Below are 19,407 nucleotides of genomic sequence, written 5' to 3'. Positions count from 1 at the left end.
TGACCTTCTGGACGACACCAAGATGATATTCCCCGCTTACTGGAAGACCGTCGGACCATGATGGATGGCGAACAGGACAAGAAAAAAGATCTCGGCAGGCGGCAAAGCAAAAAGGATCGCACCGCGACGGCCCTAGCGTGGGAGGCACTGCGGCTGTTTTCTACTCAGGGATATGAAGAAACGTCTGTCGAGCAAATCGCGGAAGCTGCCAATGTCTCCCGCAGAACACTGTTCCGATATTTTTCAGGCAAGGGGGATATCATCCTGGCCTGGACCAGCGACATGACTCAGGCATTTAATGATGCGATTGCGTCTGCCAGTCCGGATGCTTCGCTGCAGGATATGGTCCTTCTGGCCCTTCTTCCGGTTGTTCGACGGATCACCGCCAACCGGGAATACGCCTACGCGCTTGTACAGCTCCTTGAGCACGAACCCGCGCTTCGGAGTGTCAGTCTGCAAAAATATGAGGAATGGGAAGAGGCGCTTGCCAAAGCCCTCATGGACCGCCTCCCCCCCACAGATATGCCATCATTGGCAGCGCGCCTGATTGCGCGGACCGCGATTGCAACTTATCGCACAGCTGTAGACGAATGGATGAAAACGGAAGGCCGTACAGATCTGGAACATATCCTGCGCCGTGCCTTCACGTTTCATCCTCTTCTCTGGATGGAAGACAGCCCTCTCAGCCTTGGCTGAAAGGGCTTTATTGTCTCAAAGATCCAGTTCAATCGTGAAGTGATACGTCCGTGGCAGGCCAGCAACCGCAGAGTTTGTAGCGCTTCCACCACCGTTGATGCTCGACGGGTAAACAGAAGCCCAGTAGCTCTGGTTCGTGACGTTATCAACGCCGAAGCGGAACACGAGAGGCTGATGATAAACGTGCGTTGCATAGCGCGCGCCCAGATCCAGCGTCACATAAGACGGAGCAAACGTGGTGTTATATACATTGGCCGCCCGGCGCCCCATGTAATGCACGTTTGCATTGACAGCGCCGCCTTTAAGAAATGGCAGTCGATAATCAATCAACATGTTCGCCATCAAAGGCGGCACGCCAACAACCTGCTTGTAGGACGTCTTGGCCACACCCGTGTTCAGCAACTGAGCATCCAGCCAGGTCATACCGCCCAGAATACTCAGATCCTGCGTCAGATTTCCGGAGGCCTGGAATTCAACGCCATAATTCCGCTGCACACCGTAATTGGAATAAACATACGTAACAGGGTCTGTATAGGCGAATGGGCGAGACATTCTAAAGCCAGCAATATTCAGCTGCAGTCTCTTGGCCACCAAAATCTTGTAACCAACCTCATACTCTTCTGAACGCAGAGGAGCTGTCACTTCGCTTTCATTCACAGCACCGGCCGGCGCCGAAGTACCAGCCTGCAAGGACCGCCCCCAGGTGAAATAAGCCGTCTGATTGGCTGCCGGCTTATAAAGCAGACTTGTCATCGGGCTAAAGGCAGCAGCACGGCTGTAGGACGACGTTTTCGTGCCACTCGTTGCATAGTTGTTGGTGCTCAGCCAACTCCAGGCCAGCGTTCCCATGATGGACCAGTGCTTGCCCAGAGAAATCGTATCCCCGGCCAACAAGGACTGCGTCATGGTATCGGCAGATTTATAACGTCCGGAATAATAAGGCTGTGCACTCGGAAATCTCTGTGGGTTGCCGATTGTCGCCTGTCCCAGGGTCAAAGTGCCGGTCGATGACGTCGGGTTATAGTTCCCCATGACGTAACCGTTGGTTCCAATCTCAATCTGGTGCTTCAGTGAGCCCGTATGGAACGACCCATTCAAATAAGCCGTATTGCTGCCTGCCACGAAATCATTCGCCGTCGTCGCAGCTGAGATTGTCTGACGGTAAAGTCCCGCAGAGTTCAGCAGCTGGTTACCCGTACTGAAAACATTTCTGGCAGCATTCTGCCACATCCCACCCAGCTTCAGGCTCCAGTCATCATTGAAGTGATGAATGATCTTCATCAGGGCAGTATCGGTTTCCATATTGTAACCGGCTTGCTTCTGACCATATCCCTTCTGGCTAAGATCTGGAGCATCCGGTAGCTGAATAGTCGTTGCATACGAAAAGCCACCCGGATAGCCGCGCTGGGCATATGTGTACTGGCTGGCATCAATCTGAATGACTGTCTTCGGTGAAAGATGAATGTCGAAATCACCGCTCACCAGGTTACGCCGCAGGTGGGAGTCTGCGACGTACCCCTCTCCGTTCTGGTTCAACAGGTTCAGGCGGTAGCCGAACCACTTGTTGTGGCCAACCCGACCTGAGACATCGAGGCTTTCCATGGGTGCTCCAATGGAATCAACACCCACAACAAAACGCTCTGTCTGCCGGTCTGTCGGACGCTTCAAGGTAAAGTCAAATGTGCCCGCTGGATTTTGCGGACCATACACCGCACCAGCCAGACCATTCAGAACCTGAACACTATCAAACTGCTCCGCAGCATAAGGTGTGGTGATGACCATGTTGAGGCCATCCATGCGCGTGTTAGCGATAACGTCGCCCTCAAACCCACGGGACTGCGGCCGACTGGTATTCGGATCACCGCGCATTTCAAGCTGGGCAGATGGCACGAATGCAATCAGATCATTGATGTTTCTGGTCTGTTGGTTGACCAGAACATCATGGGGCACCACCATGACAGACATCGGCGTATCCAGAATGGATCGCGTGCCAAGGGGGCCAAGAGAGGCTTCCTTCGTGCGATACTCTGCTGCCGTGCCACTTCCGTTACGACGATGAACAGTGATATTCTCAGGTTCAGACGCGCGTACAGACTTCTTCGCGGCCGCTCCCAGAGTAGCTTTTTCTTTGGTTTCTGCCGCATAAGAGGGAACATTGCCCATGACAGATCCAGCCAGAAGGTACAAAGCCAGCCGCGAGAGTTTCATGCCTGAATCCTGTTCGTTGTTCTAAATTCTTCGCACCTTCTACATTTTGGCACTCAGTGCCACAATTTGAGTTTACGCGATCTACAGCCTAGGGCAATTTTTTGAGGGGCACTGTCTCTTCAGAAACACAGTTGGCTGCGCGCGGGATCACAAAGCCCCATTTTCAGTCTTGAGATCGTCGGATGAGTTTTGCCTCGACAAGCCTTTGAAAGCCGAAAGCGCGCCTTTCTTCTAGTGACCGATGTATCGTCCAGGCCGATGAAACACCATGAGCACACTACTCATGGCAAAAGCGCTTACGGCTGACAGCACAGCCTTTTCCCACGGCAAAAAGAAAGCAGACAGCGTCAGAATGGCTGCATCAATCATGATCTGAACGCGGCCGGCGTTAAGGCCACGGCTTTTCTGAAGCCAGAGCGTGATAACGCCTGTCCCGCCTACACCCGCCTGATGACGAGCCAACGAGAGAATACCCATCCCAATCACTGTCCCACCAAATATGGCGGCGAACAGAGGCTGGACATAGGAAAGCTCCATGACACTTGGGATAACGCTCGCGAGCAAGGTGATGCCGAAACTGGCAATTGTCGTTTTAAGTGCGAAACGTGGCCCCATGGCGCGAACGGCGAACAGAAGAAACGGTATGTTAATGACCGTAAACAGATTTCCGGGCGTCATGGGCACGATGTATGACAGCAACAAAGCGATACCCGCCACCCCGCCGGTCACAAGCCCAGCCTTGTGCAGACACATCAGCCCCATAACAATCAGAGAGCAGCCTATCAAAAAAGCATAGACGTCTTCTGCGTGAGAGTGACGCAACCCAGGACCATAAGGCGAAGTCATATCCAGAAAATCCAGTCGTTCAATGGTCACGCCCCTTGAGACGCATTGCATCAGGCCCATGAAAATCAGGCCCAGATAGTTCAGTCCCTCTGCCCTGCACAGCCCCTTTCATCTTCAGAAAATATTGTTTCAAACGGACTTCCCGTTTTTTGCCTGAAGCTGCGACCAACGGGCATTTATTGCTTGTTTGGAAATGCTCTTATGTGATCCGCGAGTCTCGAATTGGGCCTTCTCTCGGACGCTAAAATTGCAGCCTCCTCGAGAAACAAAGTGGATAGAGCGTCCGATGGACGTTCCTCTATGGCAGGGAGTTCGCGAAGGAAGCGCCGCGGTCTTACCGAATAAGCAATATCAAAACATTGCTAAGACATATTTCCCGGCAAGTCTGACACCAAATTCCACAGTTTTGTCTCTCTGTTACAATTGGGACCAATTTTCGCCACATCAGAAGACCTTTGATGATGCATTACGAATGGAGTTTTCTATGTCCACCAAGACTAAACGATCTGTAGCTCTGCTTATGGGGCTGGCACTTGCCATTGCTCCGGCCGTAGCGAACGCTCAGAGAGGCCCGGGTGGCGATGGAGGGCATCGCGACGGAGGTGGCCCGGGTGGTCGTGACCGCGGCGGCCCCGGCGGCGGTGGATATCACGACCGTGGAGGCCCAGGTGGCGGAGGACGTGGGCCTGGCGGAAATGGTCATAGAGGCCCCGGTGGCGACGGTTTCCGTGGTGCCGGTCCGCATCGTGGTATGTGGCGCTCGGGAGACCGTTATAATGGAGGGGGAGTATTTGTTGACAGTTGGCGCAGATATCCAGGCCTCTATGCCCCTCCTCCAGGATATCGCTGGATTGACTACGGTGGCAGCTTTCTCCTCGCTGCAATCACAACAGGGGTCATTTCCAACGTCATTATGGGCAACGTGAACGGTCCGGCGGTCGTAGCCCCCACACCTTACCCAACATATGGTCCAGCTCAGGTCGCACCTGCTCCATACCCTGGACCTAGATACTGATTTAGCCCGAGGCGCGTCGGAGATGGCGCGCCTCTTAGGTTCTTATTAGGTGGCATCCACTGATGATCGCGCTCTGCTCCTCGGCAACCTGAGATTCAATAAACCTATATCCAACCATACAAAAGAACACTTGAGGAGCACTGCTCAGTTCAAAGGTTGAGGAGGCTCTTCCCGCGGTGGCGGATCTGTTGGCAGAGGTGAAGGCGGCGCTGGTGGATATGGTGGTCGCGGATTGGGTAGATCCACTGCACCTGCACCAATCGTCTTCCTTCCAAACGGCGGATATGGCGACGGCCCTGGCTCTTCTGGCAACTCAACGTCGGGCCATTCATCAGGCTCGGGAGTTTCCTCTTCCTCAGATGGGTCATCAACCATCGGATCACCATCCGGAAATGGATCTTTCGTGCCCGGATAGTCCATTTGGAACGCATATTGAGAAATTGGGGTACTGATCAGGATCGACATGTTCGCCTCCTACAGGGTGAATATTAAATTCCCTATCGCGTCAAAGGTTCAAATCTTCTCAAAAGAAACCTGTCAGTCTCGCTGGAGACGAACGATTAAGAAGTGCTGAACCCTTCCCTCCCATGCACTGCATACATTTCCGGTCTTTGAAACGACGCTATTAAGAAAGATATCTTCAAACGTCAGTTTTCTTTGCGACCCAGATTGTCCCGTAGTACACTTTCGCTCATGCGCCATCTCTCTCTTTTTGCCCTTATTTCCCTCTCGGCCTGCTCATCAGCTCCTTGGCTAACAGGTCATACAGACAGTCACTGTGTGCGAGAGCAGATGTTGACCGGCACGCAGGGCAATCCTCTTCCTTTCAGTCATGCAATGCAGGTGTGCGCGGTTTCCGCACAGAAGAGCAATAACGGTCACCCAAGACCTCTTGATCTCAGAGATGATACCACGCTTCAGGCGATGGCAGAGAACCCTGACTACAACACGGCTTCCGCCCCCTTCGTCCACCGCGACGCAAAAACGAAGGTTCCGGGCGGTGTTCGGAGAGTGAATATCGACTAAACCGCGCTCTTACGCGCATACAGTTTTTTTCAGACCATTCGAGACAAAACAAACATAATAAAATTTTTTATGCATAAAATTCATACAAATAGCGTGCATTATCTTTTATAATCGCAACAAATAAACTTACCCTTTGGGTAGTAATTTCCCTTCCGGGTAACATTTTATTTTACTCTTTCCCGATATTTTCCCTTGCATCTCAAACACAATACCCTCATTGTCTTTTTAGCGGGTGCTTTTACTGGGGTAACCGGCGCATGTTGCGCCATTCTTTCTCCGTAAAAGTTATGATTTCGTGTGTGTTTTGTGCACGACCGCTATTGTTAAAAAAGGAGCCTCGTTATGGCAACAGGCACCGTAAAATGGTTTAACTCCACCAAAGGCTTCGGCTTCATTCAGCCGGACAATGGTGGTCAGGACGCGTTCGTTCATATCTCTGAACTTGAGCGTGCCGGCATCCACACCCTCAACGAAGGTCAGCAGGTCTCTTACGAGCTCGAAGCTGGCCGTAACGGCAAGACGTCTGCAGTAAGCATTAAGGCTCTTTGAAGCTTTAATCAGCAGCTCGTCTGTGCGAGAAGCCGCTCTTCGGAGCGGCTTTTTTTATGCCCGAACGGTAAGGCATAAATTCATCCCCCCTAAAAGCACGTTTTCTGCTGCATCAGTGATGCATCACCTGCCCGCTACAGATCGACTGTTTCAGCTTGCAGCTCATTAAAACAAATCCAGAAAAAATATTTTACGTGTCATCAGAAGTGTAAGCAGATATGTGCAAATATACTTTAACTATCGCGCATCTCTACTCACCTGAAGAAGGCTCTCTATGGCTCTATCCGCTCAAAAAAAAGAATGGATGGGTTTATTCTTTGCCATCTGTCTTGTCATGACCTTGGCAATATTTGGATGGCTCGGATGGCAAAAAGTATCCGGGGATGACTCCATCACGCACGTCACCATCGCTAAAATTATAGCGATCGAAAAAATCAATGCTGGTTTAGGTGCATCAACATCCTACAAAATAACGTACGACCTGCACGGAACAATGATCAGTAATTATTTCACAGATGACTGGTATCAAACACACAAGACAAGAAAACATTTTCTCGTCACATATAGAATGTCGAATGGCTATCATATCGACAGCATTCGCTGACATTGAGTTTTACAATCAACAGAGAGGGCTATGCATCGCCCCCTCTGCATGATGCAGGATCAGGCCAAGCCTTCTTCCTGCAACGCCCGCTTAGCGGAGGGGCGAGACATAATCTTCTCTCGCAATGCCCACGCTTTGCGATGATGAGAAATATCCAGTTTCTTGAAAACAGCCCATGTCATGATAACAGCCGCATAAGCGTCTGCCTGCGTAAAGTCGTCACCCAGCCAGTATGCTTTATCGTCGGACAGCATATCTTCGAACTGCGTCATCCGCCGATGGATCTGCTCATGAGTAGACTTCTCGGCGTCCTCCGTCAGGTTCGGGGCAAACAAGCCGCCGAATGCGCTGTGCAGATCACCACAGAACCCGAGAGCTTCCTGCAGCCTGGCTCGTTCCAGAGAGCCATAAGCTGGCTGAAAAGCCGGAATATCCGAATGGTCGCCGATATACTGAAGAACTGCTGAATTCTGGGTCAAGACCACACCCGGCTCAATCTCGATTGCCGGTACGGCTCCTCGTGGATTGATGACAAGATAATCTGCGCCGGTCTTTGTTTTCTTCGTGGTCGTATCTACTTTTTCAAGCGTATACGGCTGACCGATTTCATTCAGAATAATATGCGCGGCAAGCGAACACGCACCAGGCTTATAGTAAAGCTTCATAATCACTTCTCCATTGCGCGAAGACGCAGGGAATAGAATGATCTTATTCCTCATCCGAGAAAAGGCGGGAAATATCCCGCCTTCTTTATGTGAGAAAAAACTCAGGGCTGCTTTTCAAAAGCTCCAGCAATGGTCAGGCTAACGTCATCGCCAACATAGGGAACATACTTTTTGACGCCGAAGTCACTGCGATGGATTGTTCCAGTAGCCTGGAAGCCAACCGTATAGGCCTTGTCCATCGGGTTCACACCAGCGCCAACGAAGTGCACATGCAGAACAACGGGCTTCGTCGTGCCATGAAGTGTCAGATTACCACTGACAACCGCATCTTCAGCACCTACCGGGGAAACTTCCGTCGAGACGAAAGTCGCATCCGGATATTTCGCAGCATCAAACCACTCATTGTTTTTCAGCTCATCCGTCAACACCGAGCTGGATGTCGCCACGCTGGAAACCGGAACTGTCACTGAAAGCTTCGATTTCTCCGGATGGCTGGCATCCAGCTTCAGGCTGCCACTCACGTTGGAGAACTGTCCCGAATAGTAGGAAAAACCAAAGTGCAGGACTGAAAAATTGACCTGGGTATGGCCAGCTTCAACCTTATAAGAGCCACTCTTCACATCGGCCGGCGCAGCGGCAATGGCAGTAGTGGATACCGCAGCGCAAGCAAGAGCTGCAAAAGCACCAGAGAGTATTTTCTTCATGGGAAGATCTTTCTTTTTTGAATTGAAACAGAAGCAAGTTCAACCGAAGCGGAAGCCGGACAACGCCTTCCCCATGACGGTATCACTATAATCTCGGACACCCGGGTCCGTTCCTGCCGCGCCCGCCACAAACATCAATGGTAACAGATGCTCGGCCTTCGGATGGCAGTCTTGAGCAAACGGAGCTTCTGCCCATCGCGCCAGCCGGGACGAACGCTGGCCAGGCTCTTCACTTACAGCCCGATAAAGCCAGTCATCGAAATGCCGGGACTGCTGGTCCGCCTCTGCGTCTGGACGCAGGAAACGTCGCAGATTGTGATACGTCATCCCCGCCCCCACCAGCAGCACGTTTTCATCTCGTAGCGGAGCCAAAGCTCTGCCGATTTCCATCACGTCCTCAGCCGTCGCATTCAACGGCAAGGAGATCTCAACGACGGGAATATCAGCCTTTTCGAACGCCAGCATGAGCGGAATGAACACTCCGTGGTCAAACCCACGATAGGCATCTCCACCACTCGCAATTCCAGCCTTTGCAAGAAGCTTCTGGATGTATTCAGCAAGCTTCGGAGAGCCTGGGGCCGGATACTGGAGCTCATAAGTGTGGGCAGGAAAGCCGTAATAATCATAGATCAGTTGGGGCTGGGTGCCTGTTGTCACAGTAACCCGGTCAGTCTCCCAATGCCCCGACATAACAACCAAAGCAGCAGGACGCTGAGGCAACGTAGCAGCGACCCCACGCAGATGCTCCGCCATTCGATCCCAGACATCCGGCCAGTCCATGAAAAAGCAGGGACCACCCCCATGAGGGATAAAAATAGCAGGCTGGCGTTCTATCGGCCCTGTCTGCCTCGAATTATCCGTCATGAGAAACTCCGTCGTCAGTCGATCTGTCGCGAAGGTTGTCATCAAACTGCGACAACGATAATCCTGACTACAGGAAAGTCATCTGGCACCAGGAGTGTGAAGTGCTCGACCGGATTACCAGTATGCAAGCCTTCGTTCGGGTGGTGGGACAAGGAAGCTTTGCTGCTGCCGCACGGTCTCTGGGTCTATCCCAGACGATGGTGACAAAACACGTGTCAGCGCTCGAAGCCCATCTGGGCGTGGCACTTTTCCATCGCAGCACGCGCCGCCTCTCACTGACTGAACCTGGGCAACTCTATCTCGATCGGTGCCAGAAACTCCTGAGCAGCCTTGAAGACATGGAGCAGGAAGTCACCGCAGGCGCAGCCGAGCCCCGTGGGCTGCTGCGCATGAATACGCCCGTATCTTTCGCCATTCGCCATGTCGCCCCTCTCCTACCGGAATTCAGCCAGAAATACCCTTTGGTGACAGTCGAACTGGGCGTGGATGATCGCCGCGTCGACCCTATTGCTGAAGGATGGGATTTAACTCTCAGGATCGGTCATCTGTTGCCCAGCAGCCTCAAAGCCCGGCGTCTGGCGCATATCAATTTCACGCTTTGTGCCGCCCCCTCTTATCTGGCCAAACACGGCACTCCAGCCACAGTCAGTGACCTCGAACATCACACCTGCCTCGGCTACACTCTCAGCGACCCCGTGGGCACCACACGCTGGAGTTTCGGACGCCGGGGAGAACGGACCATTCCGGTCAAAAGCAGCCTGCGCTCCAATAATGGAGACGTCCTACGCACGGCAGCATTGGCGGGCCAGGGCATTCTTTATCAGCCAACATTTATTGTCGCCGATGAACTTCAGTCAGGCCTTCTCAAACCTATCACGCTCGATACTCCCCTGCTGGAAGGACCAGATCTTCACGCAGTGTATGTGCCCACAACGCACGTACCGCTCAAAGTCCGAGTGATGATCGATTTTTTGGCAGCACGATATGCGCCCGTTCCTCCATGGGAGCGAGCAGGTCATCAGTCCTGAAGACGATATCTGGCTCTCACCAGAACATCCTGTTCAAGCATTTGCAGAACGTCCCGCTGCTCCTGAACACCGACAAGAACGACCACTCCGCGAATTGTCGATCTTGCCCCCGTCACATGATCCTGAAAAACTTGGGCCAAGACCATCGACAGCCCCTCTCGCGAGCAGCAGGAACATCCAACGCCGTGTCTCTTGCGAAATGGAGAGGGTGCCGGCAAGGAAACTACGTCTGACCAGCCCTCTTCCGATACATCTGCTACAAGAACGACGTCTGCCCTGCGCGATGACGGCCAGTTAGAAAGATCTGTTACGACCGAGAGAAAGAGCTGAGACATCAGTTGTTCAACCGGCCGCTTGGTGCCGCAACAGGGTGGCGCCCCCATGTGTTGGTGACAATAACGCCAGCCATAACAATGGCACCGCCAACGAGTGTCCGGAACGTCGGAATCTCGTGGGTCAGAATATAGGCCAGAACCATCGTGACAGGCGGGAGCAGATACAGCAGCGCAGCTCCCCGCGTAGCTCCCAGATGCCCGATCACAAAAGCCCAGGCAGCATATCCGATTGCAGCGGGGAAAATACCCAGTTCTAAAACAGACGCCCGGCCTGCCCATGATGCATGAGCAAAACTGGCCAAGCCTTCGGGCAACCATGGCAGCAGGAACAGAGCACCACTGATCAAAATATAAGCGATCGTTGTGAGAGCACCGTACCGGCGGATCAGCCCTTTCTGAAGATTCGTGTAGAGCGCTCCGCAAACAGCGGCTCCAAACACGAATGTCGCACCTGAACCGAAAGACAATCCGCCAGACTGCCCTTGGGCGATCAGGACAACACCCGCAAAACTCAGAATGGACCCAGCCCATCCCAGAAGAGACATGCGCTCTCCCAAAAACGCCATGGCAATCAGTCCGGCCATAAGAGGCGCCGCACTGATAAGGAGGCTCGCAGCCCCTGCGGAGACTGTCACTTCGCCGCAGTTGAAAAAGATATTGTACAGCGTGATGCCCACCGCACCGCATCCTAGAACCTGCGGGATGTCCGCTTTCTGCAGGCGAGTTGGACGTTTCCAGAGCAACCAGCCCCCCGCAGCAATGGCGGCGATGGCATATCGTACGGCCGCGAGCGGGATAGGTGCGAAGTCATGCAGGGCAATACGCACAACCGGATACGCACTGGCCCAGGACAGAATGGCGACTGCTATAAAGAGTGGAAGGAAACGACCAACTGAATTTGTCATTGCTGTTCCGCGAGAAGGGATTCCCAATTCAGGGAGATGCACCACATATGACAGGCCTCTCAAAAGAAGGACAGGACAGATCCGGTTTGCCAGCAGCTTCCCTCAACCGTTATACAGGCAGGCCTCCATGCTGGGCCCGACTGCCTGGCATAATATCCTGTCCTGATTTTATTCCTGAAGAGCGCCTCAATGTCCTCACGTCCCCATCTGCTTGATGCCCTGTCAGACCAGGTTCTGCTGTGTGACGGTGGTATGGGATCGCGCGTGCAGATGCTCGATCTGGAAGTAGAAAAAGACTACTGGGGCCAGGAAAACTGCACGGAAATTCTGAATCTTTCCCGCCCTGAGCTGGTTCGTGAAATTCATCGCGGCTATTTCGAAGCTGGCGCGGATATGGTCGAGACCAACACGTTTGGTGGCTCGATCGTCACGCTTGCTGAGTTCGACCTTCAGGACCGCAGCCGCGAAATTAACCGTGTTGCTGCCACGCTGGCCCGAGAGGCCGCGGAGACCTTCTGCGACGGCCGCCATCGTTACGTCATGGGCTCCATCGGCCCCGGCACAAAACTGCCAACACTTGGCAACATCGATTATGACACGCTTGAAGCCGGGCTGATTGAACAGTGCCGTGGCCTGATTGACGGCGGTGTCGATGGGTTCCTGATTGAGACGTGTCAGGACACGCTCCAGATCAAAGCTGCCGTCAACGCGGCCAAAGCCGCACGGATCGAACTCGGGTCCGACGCTCCCATTTTCGTACAGGTGACGGTTGAAACCACCGGCACCCTCCTTGTTGGACCCGACATCGCTGCGGCAGCCACAACCGTCAACGCGCTGGACGTCCCGTCTTTGGGCCTGAACTGTGCGACCGGCCCGCAGGAAATGGCTGAGCACGTCCGCTGGTTGTCTGAAAACTGGCCGGGCCTGATTTCCATGCAGCCCAATGCCGGTCTCCCGGAACTGGTAGATGGTAAAACGGTCTATCCGCTCAGCCCGGACGAGATGGCTGTGTGGATGGAGCGTTTCATCCGTGAAGACGGCCTTAACCTGATTGGCGGATGCTGCGGAACGTCCACTCCTCATATTCAGGCTCTGGACGGCATGCTGCGCCGCGTGGGTGGCGAAAAATACCGTCCTGCTCCGGTCAAGCGCAGCACGATCTGGATGCCGTCTGTATCCAGCCTCTACTCTCAGGTGCCGCTGAGGCAGGAAAACAGTTACTTCTCCATCGGCGAGCGCTGCAACGCCAACGGCTCCAAGAAATGGCGTGAACTTCAGGAAGCGGGCGACTGGGATGGCTGCGTCGCTGTTGGCCGGGAACAGGCTGCCGAGGGCTCCAACGCTCTGGACGTCTGCACCGCCTTCGTTGGCCGAGACGAAGTCGCGGAGATGAACGAAGTCGTCACGCGCTTCACGTCATCCGTTAATGCGCCTCTGGTCATCGATTCAACCGAAACGCCAGTCATTGAGGCCGCTCTGAAGCGGCATGGTGGCAAGCCGATCATCAACTCAATCAACTTTGAGGATGGTGAAGAGCAGGCGCATGCCCGCATGAAGCTGGCAAAGAAGTTCGGCGCCGCGATGATTGCCCTGACCATTGACGAAGTGGGCATGGCCAAGACGCCAGAAGACAAGCTGCGCATTGCAGAACGTCTGGTCGATTTCGCCTGCAATCAGTACGGGCTGCCCCAGTCCGACCTGATGATCGATCCTCTGACCTTCACCATCGCAACCGGCATGGAAGACGACCGTAAGCTCGGCGTCTGGACACTTGAGGGTATTCGGATGATCCGGGATAAGTTCCCTGATATCCAGATCGTGCTGGGTCTTTCGAACATTTCCTTTGGTCTGAACCCTGCGGCACGTGCAGTTCTGAATTCAGTATTTCTGGACCATGCCGTCAAAGCAGGCATGACCGGCGCGATCGTACATGTTTCAAAAATCCGTCCGCTACATCTGATTGCACCGGAAGAAGTGAAAGTCGCGGAAGACCTGATCTTTGACCGTCGGACTGCCGATTATGATCCGCTCCAGAAGCTTCTGGAGCTTTTTGCTGGCCGAAAAGCTGCGGATGCCGTCAAGAAGCGCCGCGCTGAAACACCAGCGGAACGCCTCAAGGACCGGATTGTAGACGGGGACCGTAAAGACATCGAGGACGACCTGGACGCCGCCATGCAGGATATGGCCCCGCTCGACATCATCAACACCGTTCTGCTGGACGGCATGAAAGTCGTGGGCGAACTCTTCGGATCTGGCAAAATGCAGCTTCCGTTCGTGCTGCAATCTGCCGAAACGATGAAAACAGCCGTAGCCTGGCTTGAGCCGCACATGGAGCGCAAAGAAGGCCAGCATCGCGGCACGATGGTTCTTGCTACAGTGAAGGGTGACGTCCACGACATTGGCAAGAACCTTGTGGACATTATCCTGACCAATAATGGTTATCAGGTGATCAACCTCGGCATCAAAGTGCCCTTGGCTGACATGATGGCTGCGGCCAAGGAACATAATGCTGACGCTATCGGCATGTCAGGGCTTCTCGTTAAATCCACCGTTATCATGCGCGAGAACCTCGCGGAGATGAAACGGCAGGGCTTCGATGTTCCCGTGATTCTCGGTGGCGCGGCTCTGACTCGAAACTACGTCGAAGAAGAATGCGCCCTATCTTACGGAGATGGCGAGCCAGGCCGCGTCGCATACGCCAGAGATGCGTTTGATGGATTGTCCCTGATGGACAAGATCGCGCAAAAAGAGTTTGACGGCTATCTGGGAGCAATTCAGAGCCGCCGTGCGGGCAAAGCAAGCCGCAAGAATGCGCGTGCTCCGGAAAGTGCTGAAACGCGTGGCTTCGGCACAGTTGATCCCGCCGCCGCCCGGGAGCGTCGCAATCGGATCTCAGGCGAACTGCCTCCTCTCACGCCACCTTTCTGGGGCGCCCGGGTTGTGGAAGCTGCGCCGAACGCCGTGCTGCCGTTCCTGAATGAGCGCTCACTCTATCAGTTCCAGTGGGGCTTCCGGAAACAGGGACGCTCCCTTGAGGAGTTCATGGAGTATGCGAAGATGGAACTTCGCCCCGTCCTGAAGCGCATGCTGGCGCTCAGTGCGGAGCAGGAAATCCTGCGCCCGCAGGCCATCTATGGATACTGGAAAGCCGCCGGTGACGGAAACGACCTGATCCTGTTTGAAGAAGACGGCAAGACTGAAGCCGCGCGCTTCACCCTGCCCCGCCAGCCGAAGGACGACGGCGAGTGCATCGCGGACTTCGTGCGTGACATCAATGATGAGCACCGCGACGTTGTTGGGCTTCAGGTTGTCACCGTTGGGCAGAAAGCATCAGACCTTGCCCGGGAATGGTTCGAGGCCAATCGCTATCAGGATTACCTCTATCTGCATGGCCTTTCAGTCGAGATGGCGGAAGCCATGGCTGAATACACCCACAAACGGATCCGTGCAGAGCTTGGTTTTGCGGCGGAAGATGATCGTGACATGGAGAAAATGCTCTCCCAGTCCTATCGTGGGTCACGTTATTCCTTCGGCTATCCTGCCTGCCCTCGCCTTGAGGATCAGGAGCCAATCCTGCGCCTTCTGGATGCCGAGCGCGTCGGGATTTCCCTGTCTGACGGGTTCCAGCTTCATCCTGAGCAGTCAACGTCTGCTCTCGTGGTGCTGAATCCGCGCGCCAAATACTTCACTGTCTGACTCAACGGAGAACCACGGTCATGGCATCACAGCAAATCGGCGGGCTTCTTGCCCAGCTTCGACTCATCAACGGTGAACGTGGCTTCTTCGCCAACTTTTTTGGCCTCTTCTGCGTGGCCTGTCTTTTAGGACTGGCCAACATGTTCAGCCGCTCTGTCCTGCATGCAGATATGGGCTGGCTGCTCAAACCACTCATGGTGGTCATGGCCCTGTATTTCTTTCTTCCCTATCTTCTTCTGCTCATTCTCGACAGACGCAGCACCAACTAACCCTGAGTTCAGCCTACACTTCCGCGAAGACGCCCCAACATGGGGCGTTTTTCTTATCTGGAGCATGGGACAACACCGCATATAGATTGTCTTTTCAGTCATCAGATTTATAATAATTTTACAAAATTGACGACTTTCCATTTCGGATATTCCATGACGGTTCTTTCTCCTTCCGCTGAAGAACGCCTTCAGACTGTTCTTTCCCGGCTCGCTGCAACACTGGGAAGCCGGATCAGCACAGCCCCCTCCGTGCTGGAAGAACACAGTCACGGCGAAGCCATGGAAGCAGCTCGCCTGCCTGGAGCCGTCATCTTCGCTGAGAGCACGGACGATGTTTCAACCGTTCTGAAGGAATGTCATGCCTCCCGCGTTCCTTTAGTCGCGTTTGGTGCTGGCACTTCTGTTGAAGGGCATGTCACGCCGCCAGAACACGCCATCAGCCTCGATCTCTCCCGCATGACCGGCATTGTAGAGATAAACCCGGAGGATCTGGACTGCCGCGTCCAGGCTGGTCTCACCCGACAGGCTCTCAACACACAAATCCGCGATACCGGACTTTTCTTCCCTGTCGATCCGGGCGGTGAAGCTACGCTGGGCGGCATGTGCGCGACCCGCGCTTCCGGAACGGCAGCCGTGCGCTACGGCACGATGAAGGAAAACGTGCTGGGTCTGACTGTCGTGCTTGCAACAGGCGAAGTGATCCGAACCGGAGGGCGCGTCCGCAAATCTTCCACCGGTTATGATCTGACGTCCCTCTTCATCGGCTCTGAAGGCACGCTCGGGATTATTACGGAAATCCAGCTCAAGCTGCATGGCCGCCCTGACACCCTCTCCGCTGCAGTTTGCCAATTTGAATCTTTGAACGATGCTGTTCAGACTGCAATGGAAATCATCCAATGCGGCATTCCGATTAACCGTGTGGAATTAATGGATAGTGTTCAGATGGATGCATCCATCCGATACTCCAAATTGACCGGCTATCGCCCTCTTACAACATTATTTTTTGAATTTGCGGGCGCGCCTGCTGCCGTACAGGAACAGGTTACAGCGACCCAGGAAATTGCTCTCGCAAACAATGGGCTTGGTTTTGCCTGGGCCGAAAGCGCGGAAGACCGGGCACGTCTATGGAAAGCGCGCCATGATGCCTACTGGGCCGCAAAGGCCATCGATCCAACCGCCCGGGTCATCTCAACAGACTGCATTGTTCCAATCTCACGACTGGGGGAACTGATTGCCGGTGTCTCAAGCGACATTGCCGCATCCGGTCTTAAGGCCCCGCTTCTCGGCCACGTCGGAGACGGAAATTTCCATACGCTCATCATCACCGAACATTCCCCGGACGGCTATGCTCAAGCCCTGGATCTGGACCGGAAAATTGTCGGTCGGGCGCTGGCTCTCGGGGGTTCCTGTAGTGGCGAGCACGGTGTTGGACTGGGGAAACTGGAGTTTTTGGCTCAGGAGCACGGTGAAGGCTCACTCGGCGTCATGCGTGCGCTGAAGAATACGATGGACCCTCACCATATTCTCAATCCGGGAAAGCTGCTTCCCAACGGGCCCGTTTATCGGGGATAACACCACCCTTCTGATATTCTGCTTTTACGGACCCTGCCTGCAATGTCTTCAGCTTCTGCCGCGTTCCCGGATGTCGTTCTGATTGGAGGCGGCATCATGAGCGCAACTTTCGCCGCCCTCCTCAAAGAACTGTCCCCCGAACTCTCCATTACGCTGTTTGAAACACTGGAGCAGTGTGGGCAGGAAAGTTCAAAGGCCTGGAACAATGCCGGGACCGGGCACGCAGGAAACTGTGAACTGAATTACACGCCGCAGCGTGCAGATGGCAGCGTGGATATTTCCAAGGCTCTGGCGGTCAACACCGAGTTCGATATTTCCCGCCAGCTCTGGGCGCATTGGGTGCGGACGGGCCGCATTGCAGATCCGAGCACGTTCATTCACGCCTGCCCTCACGTCAGCCTTGTCTGGGGCGAGGCCGACGTTGCTTTTCTTAAAGCGCGCTACAACGCCATGGCTGGCCACCACTGCTTTGACGGGATGGAATACAGCGAAGATCCTGCAGTGATTGCGAGTTGGGCACCTCTTGCGATGGAAGGTCGGGATCTGTCCATTCCTGTAGCAGCAACCCGCATTAAAAGCGGAACGGATGTCGATTTCGGGGCCCTGACCAGAAGCCTTCTCTCTGGCATGCAAAACACCACCGGCTTCCACAGCTTTTACCGTCATCGCGTGACGGACCTGACCAAAACAACCGATGGTCGTTGGCGTGTCACTGCCGTCAATATGCAAACGGGGGCGCACAGGTCTGTGCTGACGCGGTTTGTCTTTATCGGCGCAGGTGGTGCAGCACTGCCCCTCCTTCAGAAATCCGGTATTCCTGAAGCACGCCGGTACGCAGGCTTCCCAGTGAGCGGCTTGTGGCTGCAATGCACCAACCCTGCCATCACGCAGCGCCATCATGCGAAAGTTTATGGAAAAGCGCCCGTCGGATCTCCCCCGATGTCTGTCCCACATCTGGATACGCGGGTGATCGACGGGAAATCCTGCCTTCTTTTTGGTCCGTATGCGGGTTTTTCCACCAAGTTTCTCAAGAGCGGCTCCTGGCGGGACTATTTCCACTCCTTGAACAACAGCAACATCATTCCCGCCATGACCGCAGGCAAAGACAATCTTTCGCTCCTGAACTATCTGGTGCGCGAAGTAACACAGAGCAACCACAAGCGCTTCCAGTCCCTTCTGAACTTCTACCCTCAGGCTAATGAAAGCCAGTGGACGAAAATTGTGGCCGGGCAGCGTGTTCAGATCATCAAGCCGGACAAAGGCCTTCATGGTGTCCTGCGCTTCGGCACAGAGCTGGTCCGCAGTTCCGATCAGTCGCTTGTTGCAATTCTCGGTGCATCGCCGGGGGCATCCATCGCAGCCTCAGTAGCTCTGCAAGTCGTGGAAAAGTGCTTTTCTCAGAAGATTTCTCCAAATGAGTGGCTGCCACGTCTTAAAGAGATTTTCCCAGCTTATGGGGTGGATCTGAAACAGAACGCTACCCTTTGCCGCGAATTACGTACGAACACCGCTGCTACCTTGAATATTGATGCCTGAGTGCGTCTAAAATTGTAGAAAAGCATTCATCCGTTGTGTATACACAACATTGATGCATAACCGTATTGCTCTCTTCCGGGCTGAACGAGGTCTTTCGCGTAAAGACCTCGCTGAAGCCGTAAAGGTTAACCCCCAGACGATCGGCTATCTGGAACGCGGCGATTACAAACCCAGTCTGGAACTCGCGATGAAGATCTGTGCGGTTCTGAAAGCAGAGGTCGAAATGGTTTTCTCTCTGACGCCATTTGATTCACTTGTCGAACAGATGCGCGCGCGCATGGAGGCTGGAAAACAGTGACATTCTCTCCTCGCCCCACTGACAAATTTTTCAGCGTCATGGACAATGTAGCCAATATCATTGGCCGTCCTGTTTTCTGGCTTGGGGGACTGTTTCCAGACGGAACACCCGTGTCACCGACAAGCACAATTCCCCTCTGGAAACCTGTCACGATTGCAGTCTGCGCGACCATACTTTTCCCAAGTGCAATATTCCTGCTGAGCCCCGGCTGGATGATGTCAGTATTTTTTATTAGCGGAACGTTTCTTTTGAATATTTGCGCCCGGATAAAACTGCAGCATCCTTTATACAGACTGAGTGCCTGGGACAGGGATGAACGAGAGCAGCAAACCATCCTGACATGCCGAAACTCTGCCCTCGTCGTGATGAGTGCAGGAGCTGTCATCATGCCTCTGTTACTGGCTTTTACGCTCATTCATGACCAGTTTCAGCTGAGCCAACTGAAAACAATCAGCCTCATTACTCAAGCTTTTCTCTGCCTCAATTATCTTGTGACCCTCGCGTCGGCAGCACAAATTGGCACACTCGCCTGGCTGGAACGCGATCAGCCATCATCACCGGACGCCGCCTGAAATTCCAATTTTTCCTGTC

At 54.0% G+C, this 19,407-nt stretch carries 20 protein-coding genes; 13 read left to right on the top strand and 7 right to left on the bottom strand.

Annotation, left to right across the window (positions count from 1 at the left end; genetic code table 11):
* Positions 1-57 precede the first annotated feature (57 nt).
* Entirely contained in the window at positions 58-696 is a 639-nt protein-coding gene (locus KP702_RS03985) for a TetR family transcriptional regulator (protein WP_086633914.1), read from the top strand.
* Between the two features lie 15 nt (positions 697-711).
* Here KP702_RS03985 and KP702_RS03980 read toward each other — a convergent pair whose 3' ends face one another.
* Both KP702_RS03980 and KP702_RS03975 read right to left on the bottom strand, forming a co-directional pair.
* The gene (locus tag KP702_RS03980; protein WP_215768521.1) at positions 712-2,904 is read right to left on the bottom strand and encodes a TonB-dependent siderophore receptor; all 2,193 of its coding nucleotides are present in this window, start codon (positions 2,902-2,904) and stop codon (positions 712-714) included.
* A gap of 231 nt (positions 2,905-3,135) precedes the next feature.
* Entirely contained in the window at positions 3,136-3,750 is a 615-nt protein-coding gene (locus tag KP702_RS03975; RefSeq protein WP_202206744.1) for a YitT family protein, read from the bottom strand.
* 484 nt (positions 3,751-4,234) lie between these two features.
* Between KP702_RS03975 and KP702_RS16405 the strand changes: the two genes are divergently transcribed.
* The 5 genes from KP702_RS16405 to KP702_RS03950 all read left to right on the top strand — a co-directional run bounded on the left by KP702_RS16405 (position 4,235) and on the right by KP702_RS03950 (position 6,944).
* Complete coding sequence (locus KP702_RS16405; RefSeq protein ID WP_202206743.1) at positions 4,235-4,765, top strand: RcnB family protein; 531 nt, start codon at positions 4,235-4,237, stop codon at positions 4,763-4,765.
* A 176-nt stretch (positions 4,766-4,941) separates the two neighbouring features.
* Positions 4,942-5,217 (top strand): hypothetical protein, encoded by a 276-nt coding sequence (locus tag KP702_RS03965; protein WP_202206742.1) that lies wholly within the window; start codon positions 4,942-4,944, stop codon positions 5,215-5,217.
* Positions 5,218-5,458: 241 nt separating this feature from the next.
* Positions 5,459-5,791 (top strand): hypothetical protein, encoded by a 333-nt coding sequence (locus tag KP702_RS03960; protein ID WP_215768520.1) that lies wholly within the window; start codon positions 5,459-5,461, stop codon positions 5,789-5,791.
* 342 nt (positions 5,792-6,133) lie between these two features.
* Entirely contained in the window at positions 6,134-6,340 is a 207-nt protein-coding gene (locus KP702_RS03955) for a cold-shock protein (protein WP_046899487.1), read from the top strand.
* Between the two features lie 274 nt (positions 6,341-6,614).
* The gene (locus KP702_RS03950) at positions 6,615-6,944 is read left to right on the top strand and encodes a hypothetical protein (RefSeq protein WP_202206741.1); all 330 of its coding nucleotides are present in this window, start codon (positions 6,615-6,617) and stop codon (positions 6,942-6,944) included.
* Between the two features lie 59 nt (positions 6,945-7,003).
* On the opposite strand, the gene KP702_RS03945 is transcribed toward KP702_RS03950, so the two are convergent.
* The 3 genes from KP702_RS03945 to KP702_RS03935 form a co-directional block, all read right to left on the bottom strand.
* Positions 7,004-7,609, bottom strand: coding sequence for a glutathione binding-like protein (locus KP702_RS03945; RefSeq protein ID WP_215768519.1), 606 nt, complete (start codon positions 7,607-7,609; stop codon positions 7,004-7,006).
* 101 nt (positions 7,610-7,710) lie between these two features.
* Positions 7,711-8,313: a YceI family protein gene (locus KP702_RS03940; RefSeq protein WP_215768518.1), complete on the bottom strand. Its 603-nt coding sequence runs from the start codon at positions 8,311-8,313 to the stop codon at positions 7,711-7,713.
* 39 nt (positions 8,314-8,352) lie between these two features.
* Complete coding sequence (locus KP702_RS03935; protein WP_215768517.1) at positions 8,353-9,177, bottom strand: class III extradiol ring-cleavage dioxygenase; 825 nt, start codon at positions 9,175-9,177, stop codon at positions 8,353-8,355.
* Positions 9,178-9,278: 101 nt separating this feature from the next.
* Here KP702_RS03935 and KP702_RS03930 point away from each other — a divergent pair, with 101 nt between their 5' ends.
* Positions 9,279-10,205: a LysR family transcriptional regulator gene (locus tag KP702_RS03930; RefSeq protein ID WP_099210120.1), complete on the top strand. Its 927-nt coding sequence runs from the start codon at positions 9,279-9,281 to the stop codon at positions 10,203-10,205.
* On the opposite strand, the gene KP702_RS03925 is transcribed toward KP702_RS03930, so the two are convergent.
* A complete protein-coding gene (locus KP702_RS03925) occupies positions 10,196-10,540 on the bottom strand; it encodes a hypothetical protein (protein WP_215768516.1) in 345 nt (114 codons plus the stop codon). The genes KP702_RS03930 and KP702_RS03925 overlap by 10 nt on opposite strands.
* A complete protein-coding gene (locus KP702_RS03920) occupies positions 10,540-11,445 on the bottom strand; it encodes a DMT family transporter (protein ID WP_215768515.1) in 906 nt (301 codons plus the stop codon). Before KP702_RS03920 ends, KP702_RS03925 begins: the two co-directional genes overlap by 1 nt.
* A 189-nt stretch (positions 11,446-11,634) precedes the next feature.
* Here KP702_RS03920 and metH point away from each other — a divergent pair, with 189 nt between their 5' ends.
* From metH to KP702_RS03890, 6 genes are all read left to right on the top strand, one after another.
* Complete coding sequence (metH, locus tag KP702_RS03915) at positions 11,635-15,141, top strand: methionine synthase (protein WP_215768514.1); 3,507 nt, start codon at positions 11,635-11,637, stop codon at positions 15,139-15,141.
* 20 nt (positions 15,142-15,161) lie between these two features.
* The gene (locus KP702_RS03910) at positions 15,162-15,410 is read left to right on the top strand and encodes a hypothetical protein (RefSeq protein ID WP_202206733.1); all 249 of its coding nucleotides are present in this window, start codon (positions 15,162-15,164) and stop codon (positions 15,408-15,410) included.
* Between the two features lie 153 nt (positions 15,411-15,563).
* A complete protein-coding gene (locus KP702_RS03905) occupies positions 15,564-16,982 on the top strand; it encodes an FAD-binding oxidoreductase (RefSeq protein WP_202206732.1) in 1,419 nt (472 codons plus the stop codon).
* Positions 16,983-17,024: 42 nt separating this feature from the next.
* A complete protein-coding gene (mqo, locus tag KP702_RS03900) occupies positions 17,025-18,518 on the top strand; it encodes a malate dehydrogenase (quinone) (RefSeq protein WP_202206731.1) in 1,494 nt (497 codons plus the stop codon).
* Between the two features lie 52 nt (positions 18,519-18,570).
* The gene (locus KP702_RS03895; protein ID WP_211516457.1) at positions 18,571-18,816 is read left to right on the top strand and encodes a helix-turn-helix transcriptional regulator; all 246 of its coding nucleotides are present in this window, start codon (positions 18,571-18,573) and stop codon (positions 18,814-18,816) included.
* Complete coding sequence (locus KP702_RS03890; RefSeq protein WP_046899497.1) at positions 18,813-19,388, top strand: hypothetical protein; 576 nt, start codon at positions 18,813-18,815, stop codon at positions 19,386-19,388. The genes KP702_RS03895 and KP702_RS03890 overlap by 4 nt, the downstream gene beginning before the upstream one ends.
* The last annotated feature ends 19 nt before the right edge of the window (positions 19,389-19,407 follow it).

It is taken from the genome of Gluconobacter sp. P5B12, assembly GCF_018812035.1.
GTDB lineage: Bacteria > Pseudomonadota > Alphaproteobacteria > Acetobacterales > Acetobacteraceae > Gluconobacter.
Note: the sequence above shows the minus strand (reverse complement) of the source record. Positions and strands in the feature narration are given on the sequence as shown.